The sequence below is a fragment of the Bordetella tumulicola genome (genome assembly GCF_965138755.1).
GTDB lineage: Bacteria > Pseudomonadota > Gammaproteobacteria > Burkholderiales > Burkholderiaceae_B > Bordetella_A > Bordetella_A tumulicola.
Window position 1 is genome coordinate 61,593 of record NZ_CBCSFP010000011.1, and the last position, 24,659, is coordinate 86,251.

General features: G+C 59.4%; 20 protein-coding genes, 2 tRNA genes and 1 pseudogene. 14 read left to right on the forward strand and 9 right to left on the reverse strand.

Features of this window, described 5'->3' with window-relative positions; all coding sequences use genetic code 11:
• Positions 1 to 4: 4 nt before the first annotated feature.
• A complete protein-coding gene (locus ACNAZS_RS21495; RefSeq protein ID WP_415792563.1) occupies positions 5 to 1,201 on the reverse strand; it encodes a CaiB/BaiF CoA transferase family protein in 1,197 nt (398 codons plus the stop codon).
• A gap of 173 nt (positions 1,202 to 1,374) precedes the next feature.
• Here ACNAZS_RS21495 and prpR point away from each other — a divergent pair.
• Positions 1,375 to 3,238 (forward strand): propionate catabolism operon regulatory protein PrpR (prpR, locus tag ACNAZS_RS21500; protein ID WP_415792564.1); only part of this gene is annotated, 1,864 nt, incomplete at its 3' end.
• Between the two features lies 1 nt (position 3,239).
• Positions 3,240 to 3,333 (forward strand): annotated as a pseudogene (locus ACNAZS_RS21505) (hypothetical protein); the annotation flags it as partial.
• Here ACNAZS_RS21505 and ACNAZS_RS21510 read toward each other — a convergent pair.
• Both ACNAZS_RS21510 and ACNAZS_RS21515 read right to left on the reverse strand, forming a co-directional pair.
• Positions 3,299 to 4,564, reverse strand: a complete 1,266-nt coding sequence (locus ACNAZS_RS21510) for an MFS transporter (protein ID WP_415792565.1) — start codon at positions 4,562 to 4,564, stop codon at positions 3,299 to 3,301. The pseudogene ACNAZS_RS21505 and the gene ACNAZS_RS21510 sit on opposite strands and share 35 nt — an antisense overlap.
• A 160-nt stretch (positions 4,565 to 4,724) precedes the next feature.
• Positions 4,725 to 6,020, reverse strand: a complete 1,296-nt coding sequence (locus tag ACNAZS_RS21515) for a phospholipase A (RefSeq protein WP_415792566.1) — start codon at positions 6,018 to 6,020, stop codon at positions 4,725 to 4,727.
• A 238-nt stretch (positions 6,021 to 6,258) separates the two neighbouring features.
• On the opposite strand from ACNAZS_RS21515, the gene ACNAZS_RS21520 reads away from it, so the two are divergent.
• A tRNA-Arg gene (locus ACNAZS_RS21520) sits at positions 6,259 to 6,335 on the forward strand.
• Between the two features lie 84 nt (positions 6,336 to 6,419).
• Here ACNAZS_RS21520 and pntB read toward each other — a convergent pair.
• The 6 genes from pntB to ACNAZS_RS21550 form a co-directional block, all read right to left on the reverse strand.
• The gene (gene pntB / locus ACNAZS_RS21525; protein WP_415792567.1) at positions 6,420 to 7,832 is read right to left on the reverse strand and encodes a Re/Si-specific NAD(P)(+) transhydrogenase subunit beta; all 1,413 of its coding nucleotides are present in this window, start codon (positions 7,830 to 7,832) and stop codon (positions 6,420 to 6,422) included.
• 24 nt (positions 7,833 to 7,856) lie between these two features.
• On the reverse strand, positions 7,857 to 9,464 hold the full coding sequence (locus tag ACNAZS_RS21530; RefSeq protein WP_415792568.1) for a Re/Si-specific NAD(P)(+) transhydrogenase subunit alpha: 1,608 nt from the start codon (positions 9,462 to 9,464) through the stop codon (positions 7,857 to 7,859).
• A 54-nt stretch (positions 9,465 to 9,518) separates the two neighbouring features.
• Entirely contained in the window at positions 9,519 to 10,976 is a 1,458-nt protein-coding gene (locus ACNAZS_RS21535) for a phospholipase D-like domain-containing protein (protein ID WP_415792569.1), read from the reverse strand.
• Positions 10,977 to 11,288: 312 nt separating this feature from the next.
• Positions 11,289 to 11,364 (reverse strand) — tRNA-His (locus ACNAZS_RS21540).
• 68 nt (positions 11,365 to 11,432) lie between these two features.
• Entirely contained in the window at positions 11,433 to 12,521 is a 1,089-nt protein-coding gene (locus ACNAZS_RS21545) for a flavin reductase (RefSeq protein ID WP_415792570.1), read from the reverse strand.
• 144 nt (positions 12,522 to 12,665) lie between these two features.
• Positions 12,666 to 13,607 (reverse strand): LysR family transcriptional regulator, encoded by a 942-nt coding sequence (locus ACNAZS_RS21550; protein WP_415792571.1) that lies wholly within the window; start codon positions 13,605 to 13,607, stop codon positions 12,666 to 12,668.
• A gap of 105 nt (positions 13,608 to 13,712) precedes the next feature.
• On the opposite strand from ACNAZS_RS21550, the gene ACNAZS_RS21555 reads away from it, so the two are divergent.
• The 11 genes from ACNAZS_RS21555 (at position 13,713) to ACNAZS_RS21605 (ending at position 24,655) form a co-directional block, all read left to right on the forward strand.
• Positions 13,713 to 15,077, forward strand: coding sequence for an LLM class flavin-dependent oxidoreductase (locus ACNAZS_RS21555; protein ID WP_415792572.1), 1,365 nt, complete (start codon positions 13,713 to 13,715; stop codon positions 15,075 to 15,077).
• Between the two features lie 13 nt (positions 15,078 to 15,090).
• Entirely contained in the window at positions 15,091 to 16,455 is a 1,365-nt protein-coding gene (locus ACNAZS_RS21560) for an acyclic terpene utilization AtuA family protein (protein ID WP_415792573.1), read from the forward strand.
• Positions 16,456 to 16,471: 16 nt separating this feature from the next.
• A complete protein-coding gene (locus ACNAZS_RS21565) occupies positions 16,472 to 16,783 on the forward strand; it encodes a DUF4387 domain-containing protein (RefSeq protein WP_415792574.1) in 312 nt (103 codons plus the stop codon).
• Between the two features lie 93 nt (positions 16,784 to 16,876).
• On the forward strand, positions 16,877 to 18,052 hold the full coding sequence (locus ACNAZS_RS21570) for an ABC transporter substrate-binding protein (RefSeq protein ID WP_415792575.1): 1,176 nt from the start codon (positions 16,877 to 16,879) through the stop codon (positions 18,050 to 18,052).
• A gap of 18 nt (positions 18,053 to 18,070) precedes the next feature.
• Positions 18,071 to 18,934, forward strand: a complete 864-nt coding sequence (locus ACNAZS_RS21575; RefSeq protein ID WP_415792576.1) for a branched-chain amino acid ABC transporter permease — start codon at positions 18,071 to 18,073, stop codon at positions 18,932 to 18,934.
• A gap of 7 nt (positions 18,935 to 18,941) precedes the next feature.
• On the forward strand, positions 18,942 to 19,943 hold the full coding sequence (locus tag ACNAZS_RS21580) for a branched-chain amino acid ABC transporter permease (RefSeq protein ID WP_415792577.1): 1,002 nt from the start codon (positions 18,942 to 18,944) through the stop codon (positions 19,941 to 19,943).
• Positions 19,940 to 20,737, forward strand: a complete 798-nt coding sequence (locus ACNAZS_RS21585) for an ABC transporter ATP-binding protein (RefSeq protein WP_415792578.1) — start codon at positions 19,940 to 19,942, stop codon at positions 20,735 to 20,737. The genes ACNAZS_RS21580 and ACNAZS_RS21585 overlap by 4 nt, the downstream gene beginning before the upstream one ends.
• Positions 20,724 to 21,437, forward strand: coding sequence for an ABC transporter ATP-binding protein (locus ACNAZS_RS21590; protein ID WP_415792579.1), 714 nt, complete (start codon positions 20,724 to 20,726; stop codon positions 21,435 to 21,437). The genes ACNAZS_RS21585 and ACNAZS_RS21590 overlap by 14 nt, the downstream gene beginning before the upstream one ends.
• A gap of 24 nt (positions 21,438 to 21,461) precedes the next feature.
• On the forward strand, positions 21,462 to 22,262 hold the full coding sequence (locus tag ACNAZS_RS21595; protein WP_415792580.1) for an N-acyl homoserine lactonase family protein: 801 nt from the start codon (positions 21,462 to 21,464) through the stop codon (positions 22,260 to 22,262).
• Positions 22,263 to 22,325: 63 nt separating this feature from the next.
• Entirely contained in the window at positions 22,326 to 23,729 is a 1,404-nt protein-coding gene (locus ACNAZS_RS21600) for an MmgE/PrpD family protein (RefSeq protein ID WP_415792581.1), read from the forward strand.
• A 29-nt stretch (positions 23,730 to 23,758) separates the two neighbouring features.
• Positions 23,759 to 24,655 carry a LysR family transcriptional regulator gene (locus tag ACNAZS_RS21605; protein WP_415792582.1) on the forward strand — a complete coding sequence of 299 codons (897 nt, stop codon included), beginning with the start codon at positions 23,759 to 23,761 and terminating at the stop codon, positions 24,653 to 24,655.
• Positions 24,656 to 24,659: the final 4 nt, after the last annotated feature.

A 24,659-nucleotide genomic window follows, 5' to 3' on the forward strand; every position in this document is an offset into this window, starting at 1 on the left:
CTGATCAGGCAATCGCGCCGGCATCGCGCAGGGCGGCGAGGCGTTCGCTGTCGTAGCCGGCCAGCTCGCCCAGTACGCTGTCCGTGTGTTCCCCCAACGTGGGCGGGGCGCTAAAGGTTTCGGGGGACGCGGCAGAGAGTTTGATGGGATTGCCGGGCATCTGGATCGTCTCTCCGGATTTCAGTGGGACGTCTACAACCATGTCGCGTGCGCGCACTTGCGTGTCGTTCAGCGCTTGCTCGAAATTGTTGACGGGGCCGCACGGTATGCGCGCCGCGGACAGTTTCTCCAACCAATATGCCGTGGGCTGTTTGCGGAACTCGGCACTGATCGTGGCGTCAATTTCCGCTTTCGCTGCGAAACGACCGGGTTGCCGGTCGTATTCGGGTTTGCGCAGGCTGGGCTGGTCGATAAATTCCAGAAAACGCTGCCAGAAGGGATCGCCGATGCATGCCACGATGACGTAGCCGTCCTGCGTCGGATAGCTGTTATAAGGCACGTGCACAAAATGGCCGTTGCCGATGCCCTCGGGCACGATGCCCGACATCAGTTGCATGGTCGCCATGTAGTTCAGGAGCGAGATCTGGCAGTCGAGCATCGAGACGTCGACATGCTGACCGCGTCCGGTGCGCGTACGCTCGGCCAGCGCCGCCAGGACCCCCATGGCGCCAAACACGCCACCGCCCAGATCCCCGATCGGAATTCCGCTGCGAGTGGGGCCGGTTTCGGGGGTGCCGGTGATTGACATGCCGCCCCCCATCGCCTGCACGACCTGATCAAAGGCGGGGCGTTTCGTGTTGGGCCCCGTACTGCCAAAGCCCGTGACCGAGCACGTGATAATGCCCGGGTTGATTTCCGACAGCGCGGCATAATCGATGCCCAGTCGTTGTGTGACACCGACGCCGAAGTTATCGAACACCACATCGGCGTTGCGCACCAAGTCTTTAAACACCGCGAGGCCGTCGGCGCTTTTCAGGTCGATGCATACGCTGTGCTTATTACGGTTTAGCGTGAGGTAATAGGCGCCCATGCCGTCGCGGGAATAGTCGGGATCATGTTCCAGCAAGCGGCGCGTGCCCTCGCCACTGACGGGTGGCTCGATTTTGATGGTGCGTGCGCCCATGTCGGCCAGCAGCATGGTGCCGTAGGGGCCCGAGAGCATGTGAGTCAAATCCAGCACGGTAATGTGTTCGAGCGCCAAGGCGAGTCTCCGAGGTATGGCGTAAAACTTCTTATATAGCAAACTACGTGCCAGATGTTCCGGGTTTATAAGTTATTGAATTTAATAGAGGTTTATTTCCTTTGTTTGATATTTTCGTTTCATGAGACATAATTGAAACGTTCTGATGTCTCGCTGAAACGTTATCAACTGCCATGAGCTACCCCAACTCGACTCCCCGCGCCGATTTACCGCGTTTGTGTTTTGTCAGCTACCGAAAGATCCGGGAGTTCGCCATGCCGGTCGTGGCCGAGTACACCGGCCGTGCCCAGATCGAGGTCGTGGATGGCACCTTTGGAGGGGCGCTTGCCATTGCCCAGGATCGACTCGACCGCGGCTTGGTGGATGCGTTTGTCAGTGCCGGGTCTAACGCCAGCATTCTGCGGGCGGGCCTGCAGGCGCCGGTGGCCACGATCCAGTTGGGCGGCTTTGACATTCTGCAGGCCCTGATTCAGGCACGGCGGATCGCGGATCGGGTGGGTGTGGTGATGTACGGGCGCACGATTCCAGAGTTGGACGCCGTGAAAGACCTGCTGAATATCGAGATTGTGCAGCAGGCCTATCAAACGCCCGACGACGCGCGCCAGCGATTCGAGCAACTCCGCCGCGAGAACTTCCAGGTCATCGTGGGCTCCAGTCTGGTGGTCGAGCTGGCGGAGCAGGCCGGTTTGCACGGTTTGCTGGCATATTCGCTGACCAGTGTGCGCAAAGGCATTGACGATGCGATCGAACTGGCCCGGGTTGCGCGTCTGGAGGCCGGCCGCTACGAGCAGCTCAATGGCGTGTTGCATAGCTTGCAAGACGCCGTGCTTGCCGTGGACCGCGAGCATCGCATTATTGCTCTGAATCCGCCGATGCAGCGATTGCTGGAGTTGGATACCGATGCGTTGAAAGAAAAACCGCTGGATCAATTGCGCCCAGAGCTGACACTGCGTGCCACGCTGGACACCGGTCAGCAAGAAAGCGCCGGCTTGCAGCGCTTGGGCGGGAGAGACTGGGTGGTCAACCGTACGGCCATTCGCGAGCGCGGCGTCATTGTGGGGGCGGCGCTCACGCTCTATGACGCAGGCCGTATCCATGAGGCCGACACAAGCCTGCGGGTGCAACAGCGTCGTCGGCAAAACACGGCGAAATACCAGTTTGATGAACTGATCGGCCAAAGCCCGGACTTTTTACGGGCGGTACAGGCCGCGCGCCGTTACGCACAGACCGACTTAACGGTGTTGATCGCGGGCGAGAGCGGTGTGGGCAAAGAGCTCTTTGCACAAGCAATCCATAACGAAAGCCGGCGTGCGGATCGGCCGTTTGTGGCGGTGAACTGCGCCTCTTTCCCCGAGTCCTTGCTGGAAAGCGAGCTGTTTGGCTACGAAGAGGGCGCGTTTACGGGCTCTCGACGTGGCGGTAAACACGGCTTGTTCGAGGCCGCGCATACCGGGACGTTGTTCCTGGATGAAATCGGCGATATGCCATTGCCCTTGCAAAGCCGCCTGCTGCGCGTGCTGCAAGAACGCGAAATCACGCGTGTCGGTGCGACCTCGGCCATCCCCGTTGACGTGCGCATCATCGCTGCCACGCATCAACCGCTGCACGACATGATTGGCCAGCGACGCTTTCGGCAAGACCTGTATTACCGCATTAATACCTTGCGTCTGGCGTTGCCTGCGCTGCGTGACCGGGTCGAGGATATCGGGCCGCTTTTGCAGGCCCTGGTGAGCCGTTGCCTTGAGCGCCTGGGGGCAAACATCGACGGCCACACTGCCGACCTCATTGCGCCGTGGTTGCCGCAAATCAAGCGCTATCGTTGGCCAGGGAATGTACGCGAACTGGAAAACATCAGCGAACGAATCGCCGTGTTTCTATCGCAGTATGCGCATCCCGACGAGATCGATTATCACGCGTTGCGGCATGACTGCCCGGAGCTTTTTAGCGATGCATCGATGGTGGACGCCGATACGGACGGAGCATCATTGCATACGCGTGCCATGCAGGCGCTGGAGGCGTGCGGTGGCAATCGTCAACNGGCGGCGCGCCGCCTGGGCGTCAGTCGCTCGACCCTGTGGCGCTGGATGAACGGTCCGCTCAATGCGCCAGCTTCGGTGTCGCCATCAACGTGAAACCTTGCACGGGCAAGCGCAGCGCAATAACGGCAGCCGCCAGCAAAATAGCCCCCGAGGTACCAAAGGCCACCCAGTGCGTGCCGAAGGTTTCGTAACCCCACCCACCCAGCCAAGAGCTGATCATCGCCCCGACCTGATGGCCCAGATAGGCGCTGCCATACAGCACGCCGACGATGCGCACGCCATAGATGTCAGCCAGAATGGCCGATGACATTGCGATACTGCCTGCCCACACCAGGCCGCCGATGGCGGCCGTGATATAGAGCTCCCAATGAGAGCCGACCACCATGAGCGCAAAAAAACCCAGGCCGCGGATCAAATAAATCACGGCCAAAATTTTTCGTCGTGGCAGCACGTCCGAGAGACGGCCCATCACCAGGGTGCTGAAAATCGCGACTAATCCAATCAAACCGATGCCCAGCGAACTCGTCTTGGCGTCATACCCGTGGTCCATCAGCATGGGCATGCCGTGTGTGCCAAGCAGGTTCATGCTAAAGCCGCAGGCAAAGAGTCCCAGGGTGATCTTCCAGAAGGGCGCCGTGCGGATGGCCTCGCGAAAGCTCAGGCTTTGAGCCGGCGCGGCGCGGCGGTTGCTGGGTTTGGATGCGATATCTTCGGGCCTCAGGTCCGCATGTTCAGGCGCCTGGTCACGAATCACGTATAGCGCAATAGGAACCGTGATCGCCGTAAACACCACCGCAAAGCCCAGCAGCGTCGTTTGCCAACTGGTCGCTTCGATGGCGAAGGTCAGTACCGGGGTCATGATGGCGATCCCGGCCATGGATCCGGTCGACAAAAAGAACAACGCCATGCCGCGTTGTCGTGTGAACCACTGGGTCAATACCGGCGTCAGGGTGACAGGACTGGTAAAGCCCAATCCGATAGACAGCAGCACACCGAAAGAGAAAAAGAAGCTGATCGGGTCGCGCGCATTGACGCTCCAGATGATCGACCCGATCACGATGGCGGTGCCCAGAAGCAAGACAAAACGCGTACTGAAGCGGGCCACCATCATGCCGGCCAGTGGCATGGCCAGTCCGTAACACAGCATGCCGATGGCCACGATGCCCGACAGCAGGCTGCGGCTAAAACCCAAGTCTTGCGCAATGGGCAGAAAAAATGGGCCTACGCCCATGCGCATGCCCACTGTCAGCAAAGTCAGCAGGGTGGCCGCCGCAACGATGTTCCACCCAAAATACCAACTTCCTATCTGTGTCCTGGCCAACATCGTCTCCGTATTCTGTCAGTGGCCCGCCTTAAAGGCGATTAGCCTGAACGGGATTGTCGACGATTTCAGGCAAGCGTGCTTGAAGGCGTACGAATATCGAACTTTTCGAGCGTCGTGGTTCCAGTGGCGAGCCAACAGCAGTTAGCCCGCCATCGCCATGTCAAGGCACCAGTGACAAGCCAATGCGGAATTGCGACTCATTGCGCTGGTTGTAGCCCAACAACGTTTCCCCATACCCGTTGAAATACTGCAGGTGCAAGTAGCCGTTCATATTTAGCCACGTGCGCTTGAGCGGCCAGGCAAAATCGATCTGCGTCGCGCGATGACGGCTCGCGCCCTGGCGATACATGGCGGAGACGACGGCGCCGTTATCTTGCGCCCAGCGTAGATTCCAGTCCACGTTCCCGGCATAGTCCCGGTAGTCCGAGTTCTCGTCCTCGACTGCAAAATAGGCTTTTATCTTGGGTGCGAATGTCAGCGTGCTGCCGCTTGCAAAGCGGTAGTTGAGGGCCGGCTGCACATACGCATCATTGAGTGAACGCGAATCTTCGCCGTCCTTGCCGTTTGACATATGCTCAATCCCGGTATTGAGCCCCACGCGCCACTGTTGGTCATCCGAGCTCCAGATATTCTCGGACAGCCAGAACAGACTAGGATTGAACGTCGTGTCGATGAACGGCATCGAGTCGTCTTCCAGATCCCATAAGGACTGTTGTGTATAGCCAATGTAGAAATTCTGCCCAAAGGTGGGCGCGCGGCCGCTCGTCGGGTTGAACAAGCGATATTTGGCGCTGATCTGAAAGCGCGCCGTGGTGGTGCCACGCGTGCCGATATCAAAGTAGATCGGCTGGTACTCAGAGAGCGCGCCGCGGAACGCATCGAACGCGGTCGGCTGATTTCCCAGGTGCGCAGTGGCCGCCGCGTCAGGCGACGGCCCCCCATCGGGCATTGCGCCGGTCGCGGTGACGGCGGCCACGGGTAGCGGTTCGCCCGTGCTGGCGTCGACCACCGGACTCTGCGCGGGGGTGCTGGCCAGCGTGCCGGTTTCCCGGCCGGTGACATCCAGCGCCATCATGGTGGGCTCGCCCTCGACGGACAGCGCTTGCAGACCCATGGCGTCACGCGGCACCACCGTGCTCCAGGCCACGCGGGCAAAATTGTTCACGGGAACGTTCAGGGGCGCCTGCTCGCTGGCCAGGGTCGCCACGCTGCGGATGACCGAACCGTTTGCGCTGCGCCACTGTACGACTAGTTGATTAGGCGGCCGCCAGTGGGTGGCCACATTTCCATCGTTGAATAGGACAGCCTGGATTTGGACTGTTTCGCCCGGCGCGGCCGAAGGCCGTTCCAGTTGATAGGTAATCCCTGCTGTCGCCGGCATGGCGGCGGCGAGCAAGGTTGCCAAAACCAGGGGGCGTAGCACGGGAGACAACGGGGTAGGGATATCCGGGAACATGATCGAGAAACGATATAACGACGAGGCACTGTAGCATTGCAGCCGCGACCTACTGCAACCGCATGTAAATTGTAAGGGTTGTGTCTTTATTAAAAGGTGTGTTGTGCCTGATTTTGGCCCAGGCGGGGCTGAATCGGCGCGGGCTACTTGCCGACGTGTCCGAAGTGCCGCATGGGCACAGTTCCGATGGCAGACACGCTACAATTGCCGCGCGTTATCATACGCACGGCAAAAGTCCCCGCCCTTAGCTCAGTTGGATAGAGCACTCGCCTTCTAAGCGAGCGGTCACACGTTCGAATCGTGTAGGGCGGACCAGATTTGGCACGGGCTCTTCCCGTAATCGGCGCAGGGGCATTCATCAGCGATGATCGATTACCCCGTTCCGGCTGCGTAAGGGGCCTAGCCCTTCAGCGCCACCAGCACTTCATCGAGCATCTTCTTGGCATCACCAAACAGCATGGCGTTGTTCTCCTTGTAGAACAGCGGATTGTCCACGCCCGCATAACCCGAGGCCATTGAGCGTTTCATCACGATCGAGTTCTTGGCCTTCCAGACTTCAAGGACCGGCATGCCGGCGATCGGGCTGGCGGGATCTTCGGCGGCACTGGGGTTGACGATGTCATTAGCGCCAATGACGATCGCGACGTCGGTGTCGGGGAAATCGTCATTGATCTCGTCCATCTCCATCACGATGTCGTAGGGCACTCTGGCCTCGGCCAGCAAGACGTTCATATGGCCCGGCATGCGGCCCGCAACGGGGTGAATGGCAAAACGAACGTTCACGCCTTTTTCGCGCAGGGTCTGCGTGATCTCGTTCACGGTGTGTTGCGCTTGCGCCACCGCCATGCCGTAGCCCGGCACGATGACGACATTCTTGGCGTCGCGCAACAGATCAGCGGTCTCGGCGGAACTGATCGGCGCCACTTCGCCTTGCGGTTGCGCGGCATCGCTCTTTTTGGCGGGCGTGCCACTGCCCGAGCCAAAACCGCCGGCGATCACGCTGATAAAGTTACGGTTCATCGCCTGGCACATGATGTACGACAGGATGGCGCCCGACGAGCCTACCAGCGCACCCGTGACGATCAGCAGGTCATTGCTCAGCATGAAGCCGGTCGCGGCCGCTGCCCAACCCGAGTAGCTGTTGAGCATGGAGACCACCACGGGCATGTCGGCGCCGCCAATGGCCATGACCATATGTATGCCGAAGAGGAGGGCAATGACGGTCATCACGATCAGCGGCAGCATGCCGGCCTGGACATCGGGGGCCGCCAGAAACTCGCGGCCGAACCAGATCACGACCAGCAGCGCAATGAGATTGAGCCAGTGGCGCGCGGGCAGCAGCAGCGGCTTGCCGCCAATCCGGCCGGCGAGCTTGCCGAACGCGATCAGGGACCCGGAGAACGTGACTGCGCCAATCAGGATGCCGATGTAAATCTCCACCTCGTGGATGATTTTCTCTGCGCCTTGATACTGCATGGTGGGGTCGATGTAGCTGGCAAAACCGACGATGCACGCAGCTAGACCGACCAGGCTGTGCATCAGCGCGACCAGCTCCGGCATCTGCGTCATTTTCACGACTTTGGCGGCATACAGGCCGATACCGCCGCCGACGACCAGGGCGATGACAATCCAGGCGATCCCTGACGGGCTGACGCTTGGGCCAAAGATGGTCGCCAGCACGGCCAGCGCCATGCCGATCATGCCGAACAGATTGCCGCGACGGGAGGTTTCTGGATTAGATAGACCACTCAGACTGAGGATGAATAAGATGGCGGCCCCAAGATAGGCGACCGTGGCGAGGCTTTGGGACATGGAAGGTGTCTCTCTTCTTTGTTGTTATTTGCGGAACATCGCGAGCATGCGACGCGTGACGGCAAAGCCGCCGAACATGTTGATGGCCGTCAGGACAAGGGCAGCAAATGCCAGCCAATGAATCAGGCTATCGGGCCGGTCGTTCACGCCCGCCGTAGGGGGCGCGATCTGCACCAGCGCACCGATGGCAATAATGCTGGAAATGGCATTGGTCACGCTCATTAACGGGGTATGCAGGGCGGGCGTGACGTTCCACACCACCATGTAGCCAATGAAGCACGCCAGGACAAATACCGTAAAGTGTCCGAGGAAGGCCGTCGGGGCATAAGCGCCGATAAACCAAAACGCCACCGCGGCGACCGCGAAAATAATGGCAAGCGTCTTGGCGGGTAAGGGTCCGCTCTTGCCATGGCCATGAGCGCCCTTTTTTTCGGGAGCCGGCATCGCCGGTTTGGCGGCCGGCGCCGGCGCGGCCGTCTTGAGGGGCGGGGCCGGCCAAGTGATGGCACCTTGGTGAACCACGGTCAGCCCCCGGATCGCATCATCGTCCATGTTGATGACGGCTTGCCCGTCTTTGGCCTTGCACAACTCTTCGGTCAGGCGCAGTAGATTCGTCGCATACAGGGTGGACGATTGTTTCGCCAGCCGCGAGGCCAGGTCCGTGTAGCCGACGATGGTGACACCATGGCGCACCACGGCCTCGCCCGGAACCGTCAGTTCGCAGTTGCCGCCCTGTTCGGCAGCCATATCCACGATGACGCTGCCGGGCTTCATCGATTGCACCATCTCGGCGGTGATCAGCTTGGGCGCGGGTTTGCCCGGGATCAGCGCCGTGGTGATGATGATGTCCGCCTCTTTCGCCTGCTGGGCGTACATCTCGCGCTGCGCGGCCTGGAAGCCTTCGCTCATGACTTTGGCATAGCCACCGCCGCCCGCGCCTTCTTCTTCGTAATCAACTTTGACGAACTCGCCGCCTAGCGATTTGACTTGGTCGGCGACCTCGGCACGGGTGTCGTTAGCGCGTACGACCGCGCCCAGGCTGGCCGCTGTACCAATGGCGGCCAAGCCTGCTACACCTGCACCCGCAATAAACACTTTGGCCGGCGGGACTTTGCCCGCTGCCGTGATCTGCCCATTGAAATAGCGTCCAAAAGCGTTCGCCGCCTCGATGACTGCGCGGTAGCCGCTGACGCCCGCCATGGACGTGAGTGCGTCCATTTTCTGGGCGCGCGATAGCGTACGCGGCAGGCAGTCGATGGCGAGCACGGTGGCTTTTTTGGCGGCCAGTCGCTGCATCAGATCCGGATGCTGGGCCGGCCAGACAAAACCGATCAAAATCCCGCCTTCGCGCATCAGGGCGACTTCGTCAAGGCTGGGTGGACGCGTCTTGAGGATAATGTCGGACGTGGCCCAGAGTGCTGTGGCATCCTCAATGATGTCTGCCCCGGCGGCACGGTAGGTCTCGTCGCTGAAGTTGGCCGCGTCGCCCGCGCCGGACTCGACGGCGACCTGGAAACCGAGTTTGATCAGTTTTTCCACCACATCGGGCACCGTCGCGACACGCTTTTCGCCTGGAAAAGTCTCGCGAGGAATACCAATCTGCTGCACGGAAGAAGCCGAGTCTGTCTGCATGCGGAACCTTTGGGAACAGGAGCTACGAATAGGAGAAACTATAAATAGAGAAAGCTACAAATACGGTGACGCGAGCCAAATAACTTTGTTGCGCAGACGCTTGAGAAAGGGCTGTCGATTCAGGTCTTCCAGCGTTACTTGTCGGGCGCCCACGATATGTTCGTCGATGCGAGAGCCGATCCATTGCGCCAAATCGTGATCGTAGACTTCGGTATCCAATTCGAAATTCAGCCGCAGGCTGCGGGGATCCATATTGGATGACCCGATATAAGACCACGCACCGTCGACGGTCATTAATTTGGAATGATCAAAGGGCCCGACGGCGCGCCATACCCGGCAGCCCGTACGTACGATCTGATCCAGTTGGGCCATCATGGCATAGTTGATCAGGCGCAGATTGTTGCGGGCGGGGATCACGACATCGACGGTAATGCCGCGTCGCGCGGCCGTCGCCAACGCAAGAATCAGGGGTTGGTCTGGCAGAAAATAAGGCGACTGAATACGAATGTGTCGCTGGGCCACCGCGAGTGCGCCAAGCAGCATGTTGCGGGTGGCGACCACGGCACGATCGGGCCCCGAAGGAACGCAACGCATGGGGACGCTGCCCACCGCTTGGGAGGCGGGCGCGGGAAACCACGGATCCCCCTTCAGCAATTCGTGCGTGGTGAAATTCCAGTCGTGGGTAAAGACCGCCATCAACTGCGCCACGACGGGGCCTTCCAACTGGAAATGAACATCGCGATTGGTTTTGTCGCCTTCCAGGGCACGCACAAAAGCCGCGCGTACGTTCATGCCTCCGGTAAACCCGAACGTCCCGTCGACGACCAGGACTTTGCGGTGGCTACGCAAATTGGCGTAGGGCATACGCAACACGCCCAGCGGGTTCGTCATGAACAGGGCGACACGCACGCCTGCGCGGTGCAACATGCGCGCGATGGGCGGCCGAGAATATTTACTGCCGATCGCATCGATCAATACGCGCACCTGCACGCCGCGCTCGTGGGCCTCGATCAGGGCTTGCGCCATTTCGCGGCCGATCGGATCGCTATCGAAGATATAGCTTTGCATGGCGATGCAATGGCGCGCCTGACGGATGGCCTGCATCATGGCGGGATAGGCTTCATCGCCACCGGCCAGGGGCCGCACGCTATTGCCGCCTACGACGGAGAATTGGCTGATCTGGTCACCCAGGGTTCGCAGCGAGGCAAATTGCGCGCTGGAATAGGGCACCACATCGTGCAGGGATTCTTGTTCGGGGCTGTGGTAGTTCAGGCGCGCTTCGTCGCGTTGTTGCGACACGCGCGTATGGCGGATGCGGTTGATCCCGGCCACAAAATAAAACATGGCGCCAAACAAGGGGGAAAACAATGCCACCCCTACCCAGCCAATGGCCGCGCGCACGTCTTGTTTCGTCATGGCGGCATGAATAGCAGCACCCGCGCCGGCCACCAAGCTCACCCCGAAAAAAATGTGGGGCCAATATTCTTGCCAAAGCTCGTCGAAGCGGTCCATATAGACTTGGAAAACTCCCTTGTGATGCCATGCGCGCCACGCATAGCGAGTGCGTAAGGATACCAAGCCTCGACGCTGAACGGGCTTAAAGCTTCTACGTTAGATGACGACGGGTAACCGCGCGAGCGATTGAAGGTGGTGACGGTGTGCAATGGCGTGCGCGTTTTCATTTTGTGCGCAGCAACAGAAAGGCTCCGACGCTGCGCCTTTGGCTTGTTGCCGCCCCGAAAGGGGGGCTTTGTCTGGGTGCGATCCGGCAACAAAAAAGCCCCGTTTCTGACCGAAACCGGGGCTGGAATGCGTGCAAGGGAGTGGGGTGGCTGATGGGGCTCGAACCCACGACAACCGGAATCACAATCCGGGACTCTACCAACTGAGCTACAGCCACCACTGTCCTGCAAAGAGGCCGAATGTTAGCACAGAAGAAAATGGTCAGGCAAATCCGTCACGTACCGCTCAGATGCCACGATCCCGGCGGCCCGAATAACCCAATCGCAACGATAACTCGTGGGCGGCTTCGCGCAGGGCGTTGGGAACGGGGCCATCCCAGTCCGGGCTGAGCCGGTCGGATTCGCAGGTGGTGGAGATTGCCAGTGTCATGTTTCCCCGCGCATCATAGACGGGCGCGCTAAAGGCATTGACCGTGATCTTGTGACGTGGGGACGAGGCGGAGCCGACGGCACGCGCGAGCCCGTAGCGTTGGGCGTCGGCCAGGTGTTGAGAAAATTTGCCGTTATCCTGTTGGCCGCTGCGCATCCGCGATTGGAGTTCTTGCTCGATGGCGGTTTGCGTTTGGTCTGGCGGCATGAATGCGGCAAACGCCCGGCCGGTGGCGGATTGGGTCAAGCTGACGACCACCCCGGCTTGCAGGTAAGGACTGACCGGCTGCTTTGAGGGTTCCCAACGTACGATTGTCGCGCCCTGGTTTCCCCAGACTGCCAGGCCGACGGTACGCTGGCCGATGCGTTCACAGATTTCCGGCAAGGCCGCCGTCGCGATGCGCTGTGTTTCTAGCGCCGCCAGTCCGCCGGTTCCGATTTCCGCGTGGCCGACTTCGCCCAGATCGTGGGCATATGTCATCAAGTATTTCCCATCGGCAAAGGCCAGGGAGCGATGGCTGCTGCGGGAAATTTTCTCGACTTGACCGATATAGACGACATGGTCGCCGCCGGGATAGGCGGCGATTTTCACACACTCCAGATGGGCGGCACAGTCTTGAATAATCGGCACTTCTCCCAGCCCCGGCGTAATCGGGACTTCGCGGAACTTGTCGGGGCCGGATTTGGCGAACTGATTCGAGACGTGAATCTGGTGGTCCGCCAGGATATTGACCACAAAGCGTTCGCAATCCCGAAAGACGGGATAACTGCTGGAGGTGGTGGACTGGCTCCACAGAATCAACGGTGGATCGAGTGATACCGAGCTAAAGGAATTCGCGGTGACGCCGAAGGTCTCACCTTGCGCATTGCGTGTGGTAATGACGGTAACGCCGGTAGGAAAGGCGCCTAACGCGCGGCGAAACTCACGGCTATCGAATGGTGTCATGCTGGCATCCTGTCTCAGGGAACGCCCGGGGAAGGTCGATGGTCATTGTCGACCTGATTGTTTTGTCCTGGGCAACGAGACACAGTCTAGGGATGCCGGTACGGGCTCACAAATTGCGTTCCCGTATGGATTTATTCCCAATCATTATGAGTGGGGTGCGTGGGCGAGTTGTTCCCGAAAGTGCTTGCGCAGGTAGTCCTTGAAGGCGACCGCCGCCGTGGAGAGATCGGCCCGACGGGAAATGACACAACCCCAGTGACGGGTGGCGTCCAGATCCGTGACATCAATGAGTGCGCGTCGGGATTGGCCGTCGCGTTGAACCATGGTGCGAGGCAGAAAAGCGACGCAATTGCCGGCGTCAATCATCCCGAGCAGCATGGGCAAGGTCGACGCCGTCGTGGGCTCGAAGGCCAGGCCCAGCTTTGCGAACTCGTCTGTCAGGTGTTTGCGCAGCGACAGGTAGCGGTCCAGAAACATGACGCGATAGGGCGCAATCATAGACAGCGTGACGTTGGGGATCTGGGTGAGTGGGTGCCCGGCGGGCACGACCAGCAGCACCTTTTCTTCGGCCAGTGATTGAAAGCGCAGGCCACGGTGCTTGCTGTCGAGCGCCGTCACGCCGAAATCGGCCGAATCCTGGGCGACGGCCTGCATGACTTGCGCATAGGGCAAGTCACGTAGCACGACGTGGACGTCCGGATAGCGTTCTTGGTAGTCATGAATCAACGGGGGCAGGACCGTGGCCGCCAGCATGGGTGTGCTGGCGATGACGATGCGGTTTCGCTGCGCGACCGCGCTGTGTTGAAAGTGGCGCATGACATCCCGCAGACCAGAAAGCGCCTGCTCGGCGGCGTCTCGCAGACGTACGCCGTCCGGCGTAGGGGCGACCTGGCGCGTCGTTCTTTGCAGCAGCTTGACGTTCAGCTTGTCTTCCAGGCGCTTGATCCGGTTGGTTACGGCCGGCTGAGAAAGATGAAGCTTGCGGGCAGCATCACTAAAGCTGCCTTCCTGGACGACCCAAAGGAAAGTTTCCAGCTCCGACAGGTCCAGTCGCGTCAGTGAGGGACGGTCAATTGATTTATTCATGATGGTTATAGATGTATCACGCGGCGGAAATTGTGCATATCAGCGTTGACACCAATACTGGCTGCACTTCGCACGCTTTCTGAATGATTTCACATCGGACGCACTATGAGCACATCTGAACGGCAAATGGCCCTGGTTGCATTTCTGCAAGCCCAGAATTGTTCCAACTACGTTGGTTCGTGGCGCAACCCGTCGAGCATGACGGACTACCTGACGCCGGAGTACTACCAACGGATTGCGCGTACGCTGGAAGAGGGGCGGTTCGACATGGCCTTCTTTGATGACCGCCTGGCGATGCCGGACATCTACGGTGGCGATCACCTCGAAACGGTTCGTCATGGTGTACGGGCGATCAAACTGGAGCCGACCTCGGTGCTCATGGCAATGGCGATGGCGACGAGCCACCTGGGCCTGGGCGCGACCTATTCGACGACCTACTACGAGCCATTTCATGTCGCTCGTTTATTTGCGACGCTGGATCTGATGACGAAAGGCCGTGTGGCCTGGAACGTGGTGACATCGATGAACAACTCGGAGGCGGCCAACTTTGGGCACACCGAGCATCTTGAGCATGACCTGCGTTATGACCGCGCCGACGAATTCATGGAAGTCGTCATGGGGCACTGGGATACCTGGGAAGACGACATCATTGTCGCCGACAAGGCCGCCAATTTCTTTGCGGACCCGGAGAAGGTGCGTCGCTTGAACCATGAAGGGCGATTCTTTCACTCACGTGGGCCCTTGACCGTGCCCCGTTCGCCGCAGGGCCATCCGGTGATCCTGCAAGCAGGCCAGAGCGGTCGAGGATTGGCCTTTGCCGCGCGTTGGGCAGAAATTGTTTTTGCCAAGTACCCCACCCTGGAAGGAGGCGTCAAGCAATACCAGGCCCTCAAGGAAGGCGTGGTCAAGGCGGGGCGCAATCGCGATGACCTGAAGGTTGCCGCCGAAGTGAAGATCATTGCGGCGGAAACGGAAAGTCTGGCCAACGAAAAGCGCGAGATGATCGCCAGTTTGTCCAAGCCGATTGACGGCCTGACCATGATTGGCGAAACCATGAATATTGACTTTTCCGGTCGCCCATACGATCAGCCCTTTACGGATGAGGAACTGGCTGTCATGTCGTGGCAGAGCCTGCGCGACAAGGTCGTTCAGGTCAGCGGCAAGAAAAACCCCTCGGTGCGGGATTTTGTCGAGGCCTCCGGTCGCGGCACGTTGAACGACGGGCCGGTGTTCTGCGGAACGGGCGAACAAGTGGCGGACATGATGGAGGAGTGGTTCAGCAAGGCCTGCGACGGCTTTGTCTTGTCAGCGACGTCGGTGCCCGGCACCTATGAGGAAATCGTGCGTCTCGTTATCCCCCACTTGCAGAAGCGCGGTCTGGTACGCAAGGAATATGGCGCCAGCACCTTGCGCGGGCACTTGAATCTGCGTCGCCCGCGTGCCGGCGACTGGAAAACCAATAGTCGTTAAGAGGCCACGAGTGATGACAACAGACAGTGTGCGGATGATGTCGGCCAGTGGCATTCTGGGCTATGGATTCCCGGAGGCTTCCATTCAGGCCGCAATGAAACTCAAGCCGCATATGGTGGGGGTGGATGGCGGGTCCAGCGATCCCGGCCCGCATTATCTGGGATCGGGCAAGACGCTCAACTCACGTCTGGCCATGAAACGCGATCTGTCGCTGTTGTTGCGCGCGGCGATCGAGAATGGCATTCCGATGATGGTGGGGACCTGCGGGGGCGCAGGCGGCGAGCCGCATCTGCAGGCCTGCGCCGACATCATTCGAGAGATTGCCCGCGAACACGATTTGCACTTCAAGATGGCGTTGATTCATGCCGAGCAAGAGCCTGAGGTGCTGCGCCAGGCGCTCGAGGAAGGGCGCATTCACCCGCTAGGCAATGCGGCGGACCTGACGGCGACCCAGCTTGATTCGGCCGTTCGTGTGGTGGGAATGATGGGGCCGGAACCCTATCGCAAGGCGCTGGCCGACGGGGCGCAGGTCATTTTGGGTGGGCGCGGTACGGACCCGGCACCGTGGGTAGCGTTGGCGATGCACCATGGCATTCCCGCCGCACCGGCCTGGTACGCGGGAAAAATGCTGGAGTGCGCCTGCAACGCGGCAATCCCCAAGAAGCACGACTGCTTGATGGTGACCGTCGGGCAAGACTATGTCGAGGCCGAGCCCCTGAATCCGGAATTGCGTTGCACGCCGTTATCCGTGGCTGTTCAGGCGTTGCACGAGAACGCCAGCCCCGTGTTGCGCTATGAGCCAGGGGGCGTTGTCGATACCCGGGAATGCCAAATTCAGGCCATCTCTGACCGGCGTGTACGTATTACCGGGATGCAGTGGGAGCCCAAGCCGTACACCGTCAAACTGGAGGGAGCCTGCCGCGCCGGTTTCAGCGCCATCACGTTCGCCGCTACCCGTGATCCCGGGCTCATCGGACAGATCGATAGCTTTTTGGATTTTGTGCGCAGTTCGACATCGGTGAAAGTCGCCGCATTAGGAATCTCTGCCGAAGATTGGCGCCTGGTGCTGCGTGTCTATGGGGCAAAGGGCGTGATGGGCGCATGGGAGCCGAACGCTGATTTTTTGCCTCAAGAAGTCAGCATCATCGCCGAGGTCGTCGCGAAGACACAGGACACCGCGAATGCCGCGCTGTCGTTGGCGCGCGTGACGTTGCTGCATTCGGATTTTCCGGGCCGCATGTGTCGCGAGGGGAACATGGCCTTCCCGTTTTCCCCTTCAGATATCGAGCGTGGCGAGATCTACGAATTTTTCCTGCAACACGTGATGGATGTGTCGGATCCGCTCAGTCTATTTCCCATTGAATACGAAGTCGTTTGATCTGTAGAGAAACAACATGCCCAAGCTTAAAGATATTGCGAAGGCCTGCAAAAGCAAGAACGCAGGACCTTTCGCTGTCACGCTCGACATCATGTTCGACGACGTTGCATTGTTCGAGCGGGTGCGCTCGACCGGCGTGATCAGCGCATCGCTGATCGCGAAGCTGTATGGCGTGCAAGAGTCGGACGTGTTGTTTACCGAGTATCCGCCCGCCATGGCCTGGAAGGCTACGCTGCCCAGGCCCGTCGCGTCCGGCGCGGTGGGTGATGTCGATGTGTATGGCGCTCAGCAACATGCTCCCTTGTTGGATATAGAAATTCCCCTGTAGTGCTGGGCCGACGCTACCCGGTTTACCGGGGTAGTGGAGGGTCCAGCAGGGCTTTGTTGTTTCGAAAACGTGATAAGAATCAGGAGACAAAAAGTGATACGTCTATTAAAAGTACTGCTGCCGGTGGCTGTGATGTTGCCGGGCGCCGTGATGGCGCAAGACACGTTGAAAATCGGGGGGCTCGTGACCCTGTCTGGCGCGGGGGCGGCCTGGGGACAAGCGTTGCTGTATGGCGCCGAACTGGCCGCTGATGATGTGAATGCGCAGGGTGGCCTGGAGGTCAATGGCAAAAAATACAAGGTCGAGATCATCCCCTACGACGACAAGTACCAGGCGGCCGAGGCGGTCACGGCGGCGAACAGGCTGGTCAGCGATGACAAGGTGAAATACATCATCGGCCCGATGGGCTCGGCGCCGGCACTGGCCGTGCAGCCGATTACCGAGCGTGAGAAGGTCATCGTCATGACATTGGGGTTCACCCGCAAGGCGTTGAGTCCTGAAAAGCCTTACTCATTTCGGCCTAATCTGACGACTGAAGAAACGTCGTATCCGATCATCGCCTGGCTGGTCAAGCGCTTTAACCTCAAGAAAGTCGGTGGCTTGTTCCCCAACGATGAGTCCGGCCAGCAGATTGCCGGCGACCTGGCCAAAGCCTACGAGCAAGCGGGCGCCGCACTATCAAGCAAGGAGTTCTTCGAGCGCCAGCGTGTTGATATGGTGCCCTTGTTGACCCGGATGTTAAGTGCGGGTATCGATGCGATTGAACTCGATGGCAACTCGCCCGCCACCGCAGGCATGATCGTCAAACAGGCGCGTGAATTGGGGTTCGAAGGACCTATCGTTCGCAACGGAGGCCCGGCAACACCCGAGATTGTGGCGGTCGCGGGCAAGGCGGCAACCGAGGGCATGATGGTGACGTCGCTGCAAGATCCCGACAATAAAGCGGTCGCGGATTATGCCAAGCGCTATGCGGAAAAGTACAACAAAAAGATGAATGGCTTTAGCCCCGCGTTCTATGACGGCACGCATATGTTGTTCAAGGCCATGCAAAACGCCGGGACCGTGACCGATAGCACCAAGGTGCGCGACGAACTTGAAAAGCTCAACGGCTATGAGGGTATCCAGGGCAAGCTGACCTGGAGCGGAAAAGCGCGCTACGGCATCGACCACCAAGTCGCATCGCCGTTCTTCATTTCTGAGGTGAAAGACGGCCAGGAAGTGACGGTAGCGCGCTGCGACGTCAATCAGTGCGTTGATATCAAAAAATAATTCCGCGGAGCAAATTCCATGTCCAACCTGCTTGCTCAGGCACTGGTCAATGGCGTGATCATCGGCTTGCTTTATATGCTGATGGCGGTGGGCTTCACCCTGGTTTTTGGGGTGATGCGCATCGTGAACTTCGCGCATGGCGAGTTTTATATGGTGGGGGCCTTTGCGACCTATGTCTTGATGGCCCATTGGGAGTTCCCGTTTTTGGTGGCCATGTTGGGGGCGTTCGTGGTGACGATGGCCTTCGGCTGGATCGTCGAGTGGACGGTGCTCAAGCCGTTCAGGCACGATGAGTTGAACGGCATGATTGCCACGATAGGGGTGGCCATGATTCTGCAATCGGTCGCCTTGCTGGTGTTCGGGCCGGATGCGCAGATCATGCCTCAGGTGGCCGAAGGCGTCTATCGCCTGGGGCCGGTCATCATCCCGGCGTCCCGCCTGTACGTGGCCGTGTGTTCCGTGATTGTGTTGGCGGTCTTATATGTCTTTCTCATCCATACCCGGCAGGGCAAGGCGTTGCGAGCCGTGGTCCAGGATATGGAGATCGCCATGGCGCAGGGGATCAAGGCCAAGTTCATGTATCCCCTGGGCTTCAGTCTGGGGGTAGGCTTGGCCGCGATCGCGGGCGCGTTGATGGCGCCGCTCTTTTCCGTGTCGCCCTTCATCGGCAGTACACCGCTGCTCAAGGCGTTCATTGTGGTCATTCTCGGCGGGCTGGGCAGCATTCCGGGGGCGGCGTTGGCCAGCCTGCTGCTAGGGATAACGGAAAGCCTGGCGAGTTCTTTGATCAGTAACAGCCTGGCGGAGATTTTGATTTTCGTTGTGGTGATGGCCATCCTGGTGGCGCGCCCCGCCGGATTGCTGGGCAAATCGGAGGCATGAAATGACCATGAGCAAGACGCTATTGTCGCCGATGCCGCCGTCTGCGGGGGCCATGCTGATCCGCGGCGCTGCCGCGCCCCGAGCACTCGGTCTGCCCGCCTTGGGTGCGCTGGCACTACTGATTTGTATACCGTTTATCTTGAATCAGGCCTTTAGTTATCACCTCGCGATCTTCATTTGTATTAACGCCATTGTGGTGACTTCATTGTCTGTCCTGGCGCGCTCGGGGCAGATTTCGCTATGTCACGGCGCATTGGTGGGCATTGGCGCTTATGCGTCGGTGGCCTGTGTGAAAGGCTTGGGGTTGCCCTTCTTGGTGGGCGTGTTTGCCGCAATGATTGCGGCGGGGGGCGTTGCGTACCTGCTGGGTCGTATCGTCCTGCGCCTGCAGGGAGTGTATTTCGTGCTGGTGACCTTTGCGTTCAGCGAGCTGGTCCGGCTGGTTTTGCTTGAGTGGGGTGATGTGACGGGCGGCGCCAACGGCGTCACCGGTATCCCCGCCGCCAGTATTGCCGGCTACGTGTTTAACGAGAAACCCGCGTTCTATGCCCTGGCGGTCGTCGCGACCATTGGTGCGTTGGTATTTTTCCGGTTCTTCTACGCTTCGCCGGCAGGCGAGGCGGTAGATGCCGTCGGCGAGAACCCCGCGTTGGCCGAGGCAAGCGGTGTGGGCGTGCGTCGTACGCAGTTGTATGCGTTCACGCTGGCGAGTGCCTTTGCGGGCCTGGGCGGCGCGTTATTGGCGCATTACCTGGGTTATATCTCGCCCGAGTCATTCAATATGCATTATTCGATCGCCTTGATCATCATGATGGTGGTCGGTGGACGGCGGTTTCTATTCGGTGGACTGATCGGGGCGTTGGTGATGACACCGCTACCTGAATTTTTCCGAGGTGCAGTCGAGTCGCAGGATATTTTCTACGGTGTGGCATTGATTTTGATACTGCGCTTTATGCCACAAGGCCTAGCCGGCGTGCGTCTGCCGTTCATGAAAAGGAGGCCGGTATGACATCCGCTACCAATCAGCAACCGCTGTTGCAGGTGCGGGGCTTGAGCAAGCGGTTCGGCGGCTTGCACGCCGTCAGCGATTTGTCCCTGGACGTTGGGCACAATGAAGTGGTGGGCTTGATCGGCCCCAACGGTGCGGGCAAGAGTACGGCCTTTAACCTCATCAGTGGCACATTGAGCCCGACAGCAGGTCAAGTGCTATTGGCAGGCGAGGACATCACTGGCAGGGCGCCCAGCACCGTGGTGCGTCGTGGTCTGGCCCGGACGTTTCAGTCTACGTCTGTCTACCCGAACTGCACTGTGATACAGAATTTATTTCGTGGGGCGCTGTCGACCTTGCCGGGGTCGATCTGGACGCAAGTCGTGAGTACACGGGCACGCAAGGCGGCGCTGCGGCGCGTGGCAAGCGACGTTGACGAGGTTCTTGAGTTGACCGGATTGGCCGCCTATCGCGATGTCTTGGCAGGTGGGCTGCCTTATGGTCACCAGAAACTGTTGGGTGTGGCCATAGGCTTTGCGACACAGCCCAAGATCCTGCTGCTGGACGAGCCGGCGGCAGGATTGAACGGCGAGGAGTGCGCGGAACTCGGCCGGTTGCTGCAACGCTTGCAGGCGCATCGAGGGATTTCCGTGCTGTTTGTAGAGCATCATATGGCCGTGGTGATGGCTCTATGCCAGCGCATCTATGTACTCGTGCAGGGGCGCAAGATTGCCGAAGGCACGCCACAGCAGATCCAGTCCGATCCCGCGGTGATCGAAGCCTATCTCGGAGCGCCCGACTATGCCCACGCTTGAAGCGAAGTCCATTTCCGTCAGCTACGCAAGCGTGAAGGCGGTGCACGATGTGTCGTTTCGCGTCGATGAGGGCGAGGTGGTTGCCCTCGTCGGTTCCAACGGAGCGGGTAAGTCCACCATTCTGAAGGCGATGATGGGACTCAAGCAGTTGGCAGGGGGCGACTTATGGTGGCGGGATCATTCCATCGCGCGCATTCCGGCGGCTAATCGCGTCTCCAGTGGCATAGCCCTGTCACCCGAAGGCCGGCGCCTCTTCCCCAGAATGACGGTATTGGACAACCTGGAGGTCGGCGCGCACACCGTGAAAAGTGTCGCCAGCCGCCGCAGAACCCTGGACCTGATCTACGGACTCTTTCCCCGTGTGCATGAGCGGCGTAGCCAGCTCGCGGGGTCGCTATCAGGCGGAGAGCAGCAGATGGTCGCGATCGGCCGGGCGTTGATGGCGCAACCCAAGTTGCTGTTGCTGGATGAGCCCTCGTTGGGACTCGCGCCTAAAGTGATCGCCGAGATTGCCCGAGTGGTCGAAACGTTGAATCGCGAGACCGGGCTATCAATTGTCCTGGTGGAACAGAACGCCAGGCTGGCATTGCGTTTGTCGCATCGTGCCTATGTGCTGGAACGCGGCGAAGTGGTGCGTACGGGCACAGGACAGGAATTACTGGACGACGATTTCGTCAGACAGGCTTATCTGGGTGTGTAAGGGCGCAGGAGGAGGCGTCCCATTATGAGTGAATCGCTACCGATGTACGAAGTGTATGCGCTGCGTTATGCGCGTATGACCCGCCCGGCATCCCATAACTTCATCCTTCACGACGCCCATGATGGGACCGTGGATATGGATTTTTATGTCTGGTTGATCAAAGGGCAGGGCAGAACGATTTTGGTCGATACAGGATTTGGCGAGCGAGGCGCGACGCAGCGTGGTCGTCCGCTAGACTGTTGTCCAATTGACGCGCTCAAGCATTTGGGTATCGAGGCCGGTGAGATTCACGATGTGATCTTGACCCATTTACATTGGGATCATGCGGGCAATCTGGATAAGCTGCCCAATGCCATCTTCCATCTCCAGGAGACAGAGGCGGCGTTCGCGACAGGTCGATGCATGTGCCAGGCTGTGTTACGCAAGCCGTTTTCAGCCGACGATGTCTGCGATTTTGTGCGACGTTTGTACGAGGATCGCGTTGCGTTTCATGATGGAGACGATACGTTGTTTCCCGGGGTCGAGGTCTTGCATATCGGCGGCCACACCAAGGGCCTGCAGGCGGTTCGTGTCCATACGGCGCGCGGCTGGATCGTGCTGGCTTCCGATGCGGCGCACTATTACGACAACGCTACGTTGAAAATCCCGTTTCCGGTCGTGGTGGATGTCGAACAGATGCTGTTCGGCCACCAGCGCCTGCTTAAGCTGGCCGGCTCTGTGAGCCATTTTGTGCCGGGGCATGATCCTCTGGTGCTGCAGCGTTACCCCAATCTCCCTGACGTTCCCGTGCCCATTGCCGTCTTGCACGAGTCTCCGAACGCCTAGTTTCCTGATCAACAGGCGTACCCTCTACGGCTACGCTGCTCCTTACGATGGACGAATCGCATCATGCACGCTGCTTCGAATTTGCGGGCCCCCTCTTCCAGTCTGGCGTTGGGTCTGACGCGCTTTGCGCGCGGCCTGACCCTGGATGCGTTGCCAGACTCAGTACGCGAGAAATCGTTGCTGCACATTATCGATGCGATTGGGCTGGGTATTGCCGCGCATCAGTTTGATTTCTCGGGTCCGGGATTGGCCGGCATACGGGCGGCGGGCGCACCGGGCGAGGCGACGGTGATCGGTGGGGGGGCGGCATTGCAGGCCCGGGATGCGGCCATGGCGAATGGCTATTTGATGCACGGCCTGGATTTTGACGATACGCATCCGGGCGCGATTGTTCATCCGTCGGTGGCGTGTTTACCTGCGGCGTTGGCCCTGGGCGAGACGCTGAATCTGCGCTGGGGCGACGTGTTGGTCGCCTATGTGATCGGTATGGAGGCAGCTATCCGTCTGGGTCGATCGGTCAATGGCGGTTTTCACCATGGTGGATTTCATGCTACCGGCCTGGTGTCGCACTTTAGTTCGGCGCTCGTGGCCGGAAAATTGTTAGGATTGAGTGAAGAGGCGCTAGTGGCCGCTCAGGGGATCGCCGCCAGTACCGCGGCGGGCCTACAGGTTTTTCTGGAAGACGGTGCCTGGACAAAGCGGTTGCATCCGGGGTGGGGAGCATTCTCCGGGATTACCGCAGCGCAGATGGCCAACGCCGGATTTCATGGTCCACGTAGGCCCTATGAGGGAAAATTCGGCTTGTACGAAAGCCACATGCAAGACCGCGCCGATCAGGTGGACGCGGACTCCGTGATTGCGGCGCTGGGCCATGAATGGACGTTGCTGGAAACATCGATCAAGCCCTATCCCGTATGCCATTTCATCCATGGTTGTGCAGAGGCCGCGCTGCGTATTCGCGATCGGATCGGCGAGCATGCCGAGATTCGTGCCATTGAATGCGAATTGCCTGCGGCCACCTTGCCGATTGTGGCGGAACCGGTCCATATCAAATTGAATCCGCGCAGCGACTATGACGCAAAATTCAGTGCGCAGTTTGTCGTGGCGGCGTGCCTGGTACGGGGTCGCTTTACTTTGCATGAATTGCATTCGGACCAATTGACTGCCCCGGATATTTTGGCGTTGGCAGCACGCAGCACATGCCGCGCACAGGAAGAAACCGCTTTTCCCAAATATTTTTCGGGTGCAGTGACCGTGACCATGCAAGACGGCACATCTGTGCATGAGGCGGTGCCGGTGAATTTGGGAAGCGGCGAGCGTGCATTGGGTCAGGCTGATATTGTTCAGAAGTTCACGGCGAACGCCAGTCTGACGTTACCGCCAGTACGGACGGCCTTGATTCTGGATGCGTTCCTGTCGGCCGACGCATCGACACCTGTACGCGATTTGATGAAACTGTTAGGCTGAAGATCTTCATTACAGAAAAAAAACACACTATGGATATGCGCCAACTGCGCTATTTCGTCACGGTTGCGGAGGAGCTTAGTTTTCGGCGCGCCGCCGAACGTCTGCATATCTCGCAGCCCCCATTGTCGCTACACATCAAGACACTGGAGGATGAGATAGGCGTGCAGCTTTTGCACCGCACGCGTCGCGAAGTCAAGCTGACGGAATCGGGACAGGCGTTTCTGCGTGAAACGCGGGTTTTGCTGGACCAGATGCAACTGGCGGTGAACGCCGCGGTGCGTGCGGAACAGTCAGACGTTGGCGTATTGCGAGTCGGATTGGCGACGTCGGCGCTTTTTCATGTGATGTCGCAGGTCAAGCGACTGATCGAGACACGATTTCCGCAAGTGACCTTGTCGATGGTGGATATGGCGTCGGCGGATCAGGTCAAAGAGGTGTCTCTCGGTCTGCTGGATCTGGGGATCGTGCATGCACGATCCGTCCGCTCGGAGGTGCAGCGTCAGTTGATCTATCAGGAGCCCCTGGTTGCTGTATTGCCCAGTCAACATGCATTGGCGCATACGCCCGGCTTTAAGCTCGCCATGCTGGCCGACGAGCCTATGGTGGCGTTGCGACGCGACTGCGGGCCGGCGATCTATGATTCCATCGTGGCCTGTTGTCACGAGGCGGGATTCAGCCCCGACATCAAGCATATCGCACGCAGTCCGTTGACCATTTTTCAAATGGTCAAGTTGGGGCTGGGGGTCTCGATTGCGCCCGCCTCCTATGCCAACACCGGATTTTCCGGTGTGATCTTTCGAGAGTTTCCACAAACCGCGGGTCAAGTCCGCCTGGAGATGATCTGGAGCGACAAACACGCCAGCGATCTGACACGCAGGGTGGTCAGTGATGTGGTGCCGCGTCTGGCAATCGGCACCACACCGTAATCGA

Coding starts and splice junctions, on each gene's coding strand:
- ACNAZS_RS21510 (WP_415792565.1), bottom strand. CDS start 4,564: ATGTTGGCCAGGACACAGATAGGAAGTTGGTATTTTGGGTGGAACATC.
- ACNAZS_RS21515 (WP_415792566.1), bottom strand. CDS start 6,020: ATGTTCCCGGATATCCCTACCCCGTTGTCTCCCGTGCTACGCCCCCTG.
- pntB (WP_415792567.1), bottom strand. CDS start 7,832: ATGTCCCAAAGCCTCGCCACGGTCGCCTATCTTGGGGCCGCCATCTTA.
- ACNAZS_RS21530 (WP_415792568.1), bottom strand. CDS start 9,464: ATGCAGACAGACTCGGCTTCTTCCGTGCAGCAGATTGGTATTCCTCGC.
- ACNAZS_RS21535 (WP_415792569.1), bottom strand. CDS start 10,976: ATGGACCGCTTCGACGAGCTTTGGCAAGAATATTGGCCCCACATTTTT.
- ACNAZS_RS21545 (WP_415792570.1), bottom strand. CDS start 12,521: ATGACACCATTCGATAGCCGTGAGTTTCGCCGCGCGTTAGGCGCCTTT.
- ACNAZS_RS21550 (WP_415792571.1), bottom strand. CDS start 13,607: ATGAATAAATCAATTGACCGTCCCTCACTGACGCGACTGGACCTGTCG.
- ACNAZS_RS21555 (WP_415792572.1), top strand. CDS start 13,713: ATGAGCACATCTGAACGGCAAATGGCCCTGGTTGCATTTCTGCAAGCC.
- ACNAZS_RS21560 (WP_415792573.1), top strand. CDS start 15,091: ATGACAACAGACAGTGTGCGGATGATGTCGGCCAGTGGCATTCTGGGC.
- ACNAZS_RS21565 (WP_415792574.1), top strand. CDS start 16,472: ATGCCCAAGCTTAAAGATATTGCGAAGGCCTGCAAAAGCAAGAACGCA.
- ACNAZS_RS21575 (WP_415792576.1), top strand. CDS start 18,071: ATGTCCAACCTGCTTGCTCAGGCACTGGTCAATGGCGTGATCATCGGC.
- ACNAZS_RS21580 (WP_415792577.1), top strand. CDS start 18,942: ATGAGCAAGACGCTATTGTCGCCGATGCCGCCGTCTGCGGGGGCCATG.
- ACNAZS_RS21585 (WP_415792578.1), top strand. CDS start 19,940: ATGACATCCGCTACCAATCAGCAACCGCTGTTGCAGGTGCGGGGCTTG.
- ACNAZS_RS21590 (WP_415792579.1), top strand. CDS start 20,724: ATGCCCACGCTTGAAGCGAAGTCCATTTCCGTCAGCTACGCAAGCGTG.
- ACNAZS_RS21595 (WP_415792580.1), top strand. CDS start 21,462: ATGAGTGAATCGCTACCGATGTACGAAGTGTATGCGCTGCGTTATGCG.
- ACNAZS_RS21600 (WP_415792581.1), top strand. CDS start 22,326: ATGCACGCTGCTTCGAATTTGCGGGCCCCCTCTTCCAGTCTGGCGTTG.
- ACNAZS_RS21605 (WP_415792582.1), top strand. CDS start 23,759: ATGGATATGCGCCAACTGCGCTATTTCGTCACGGTTGCGGAGGAGCTT.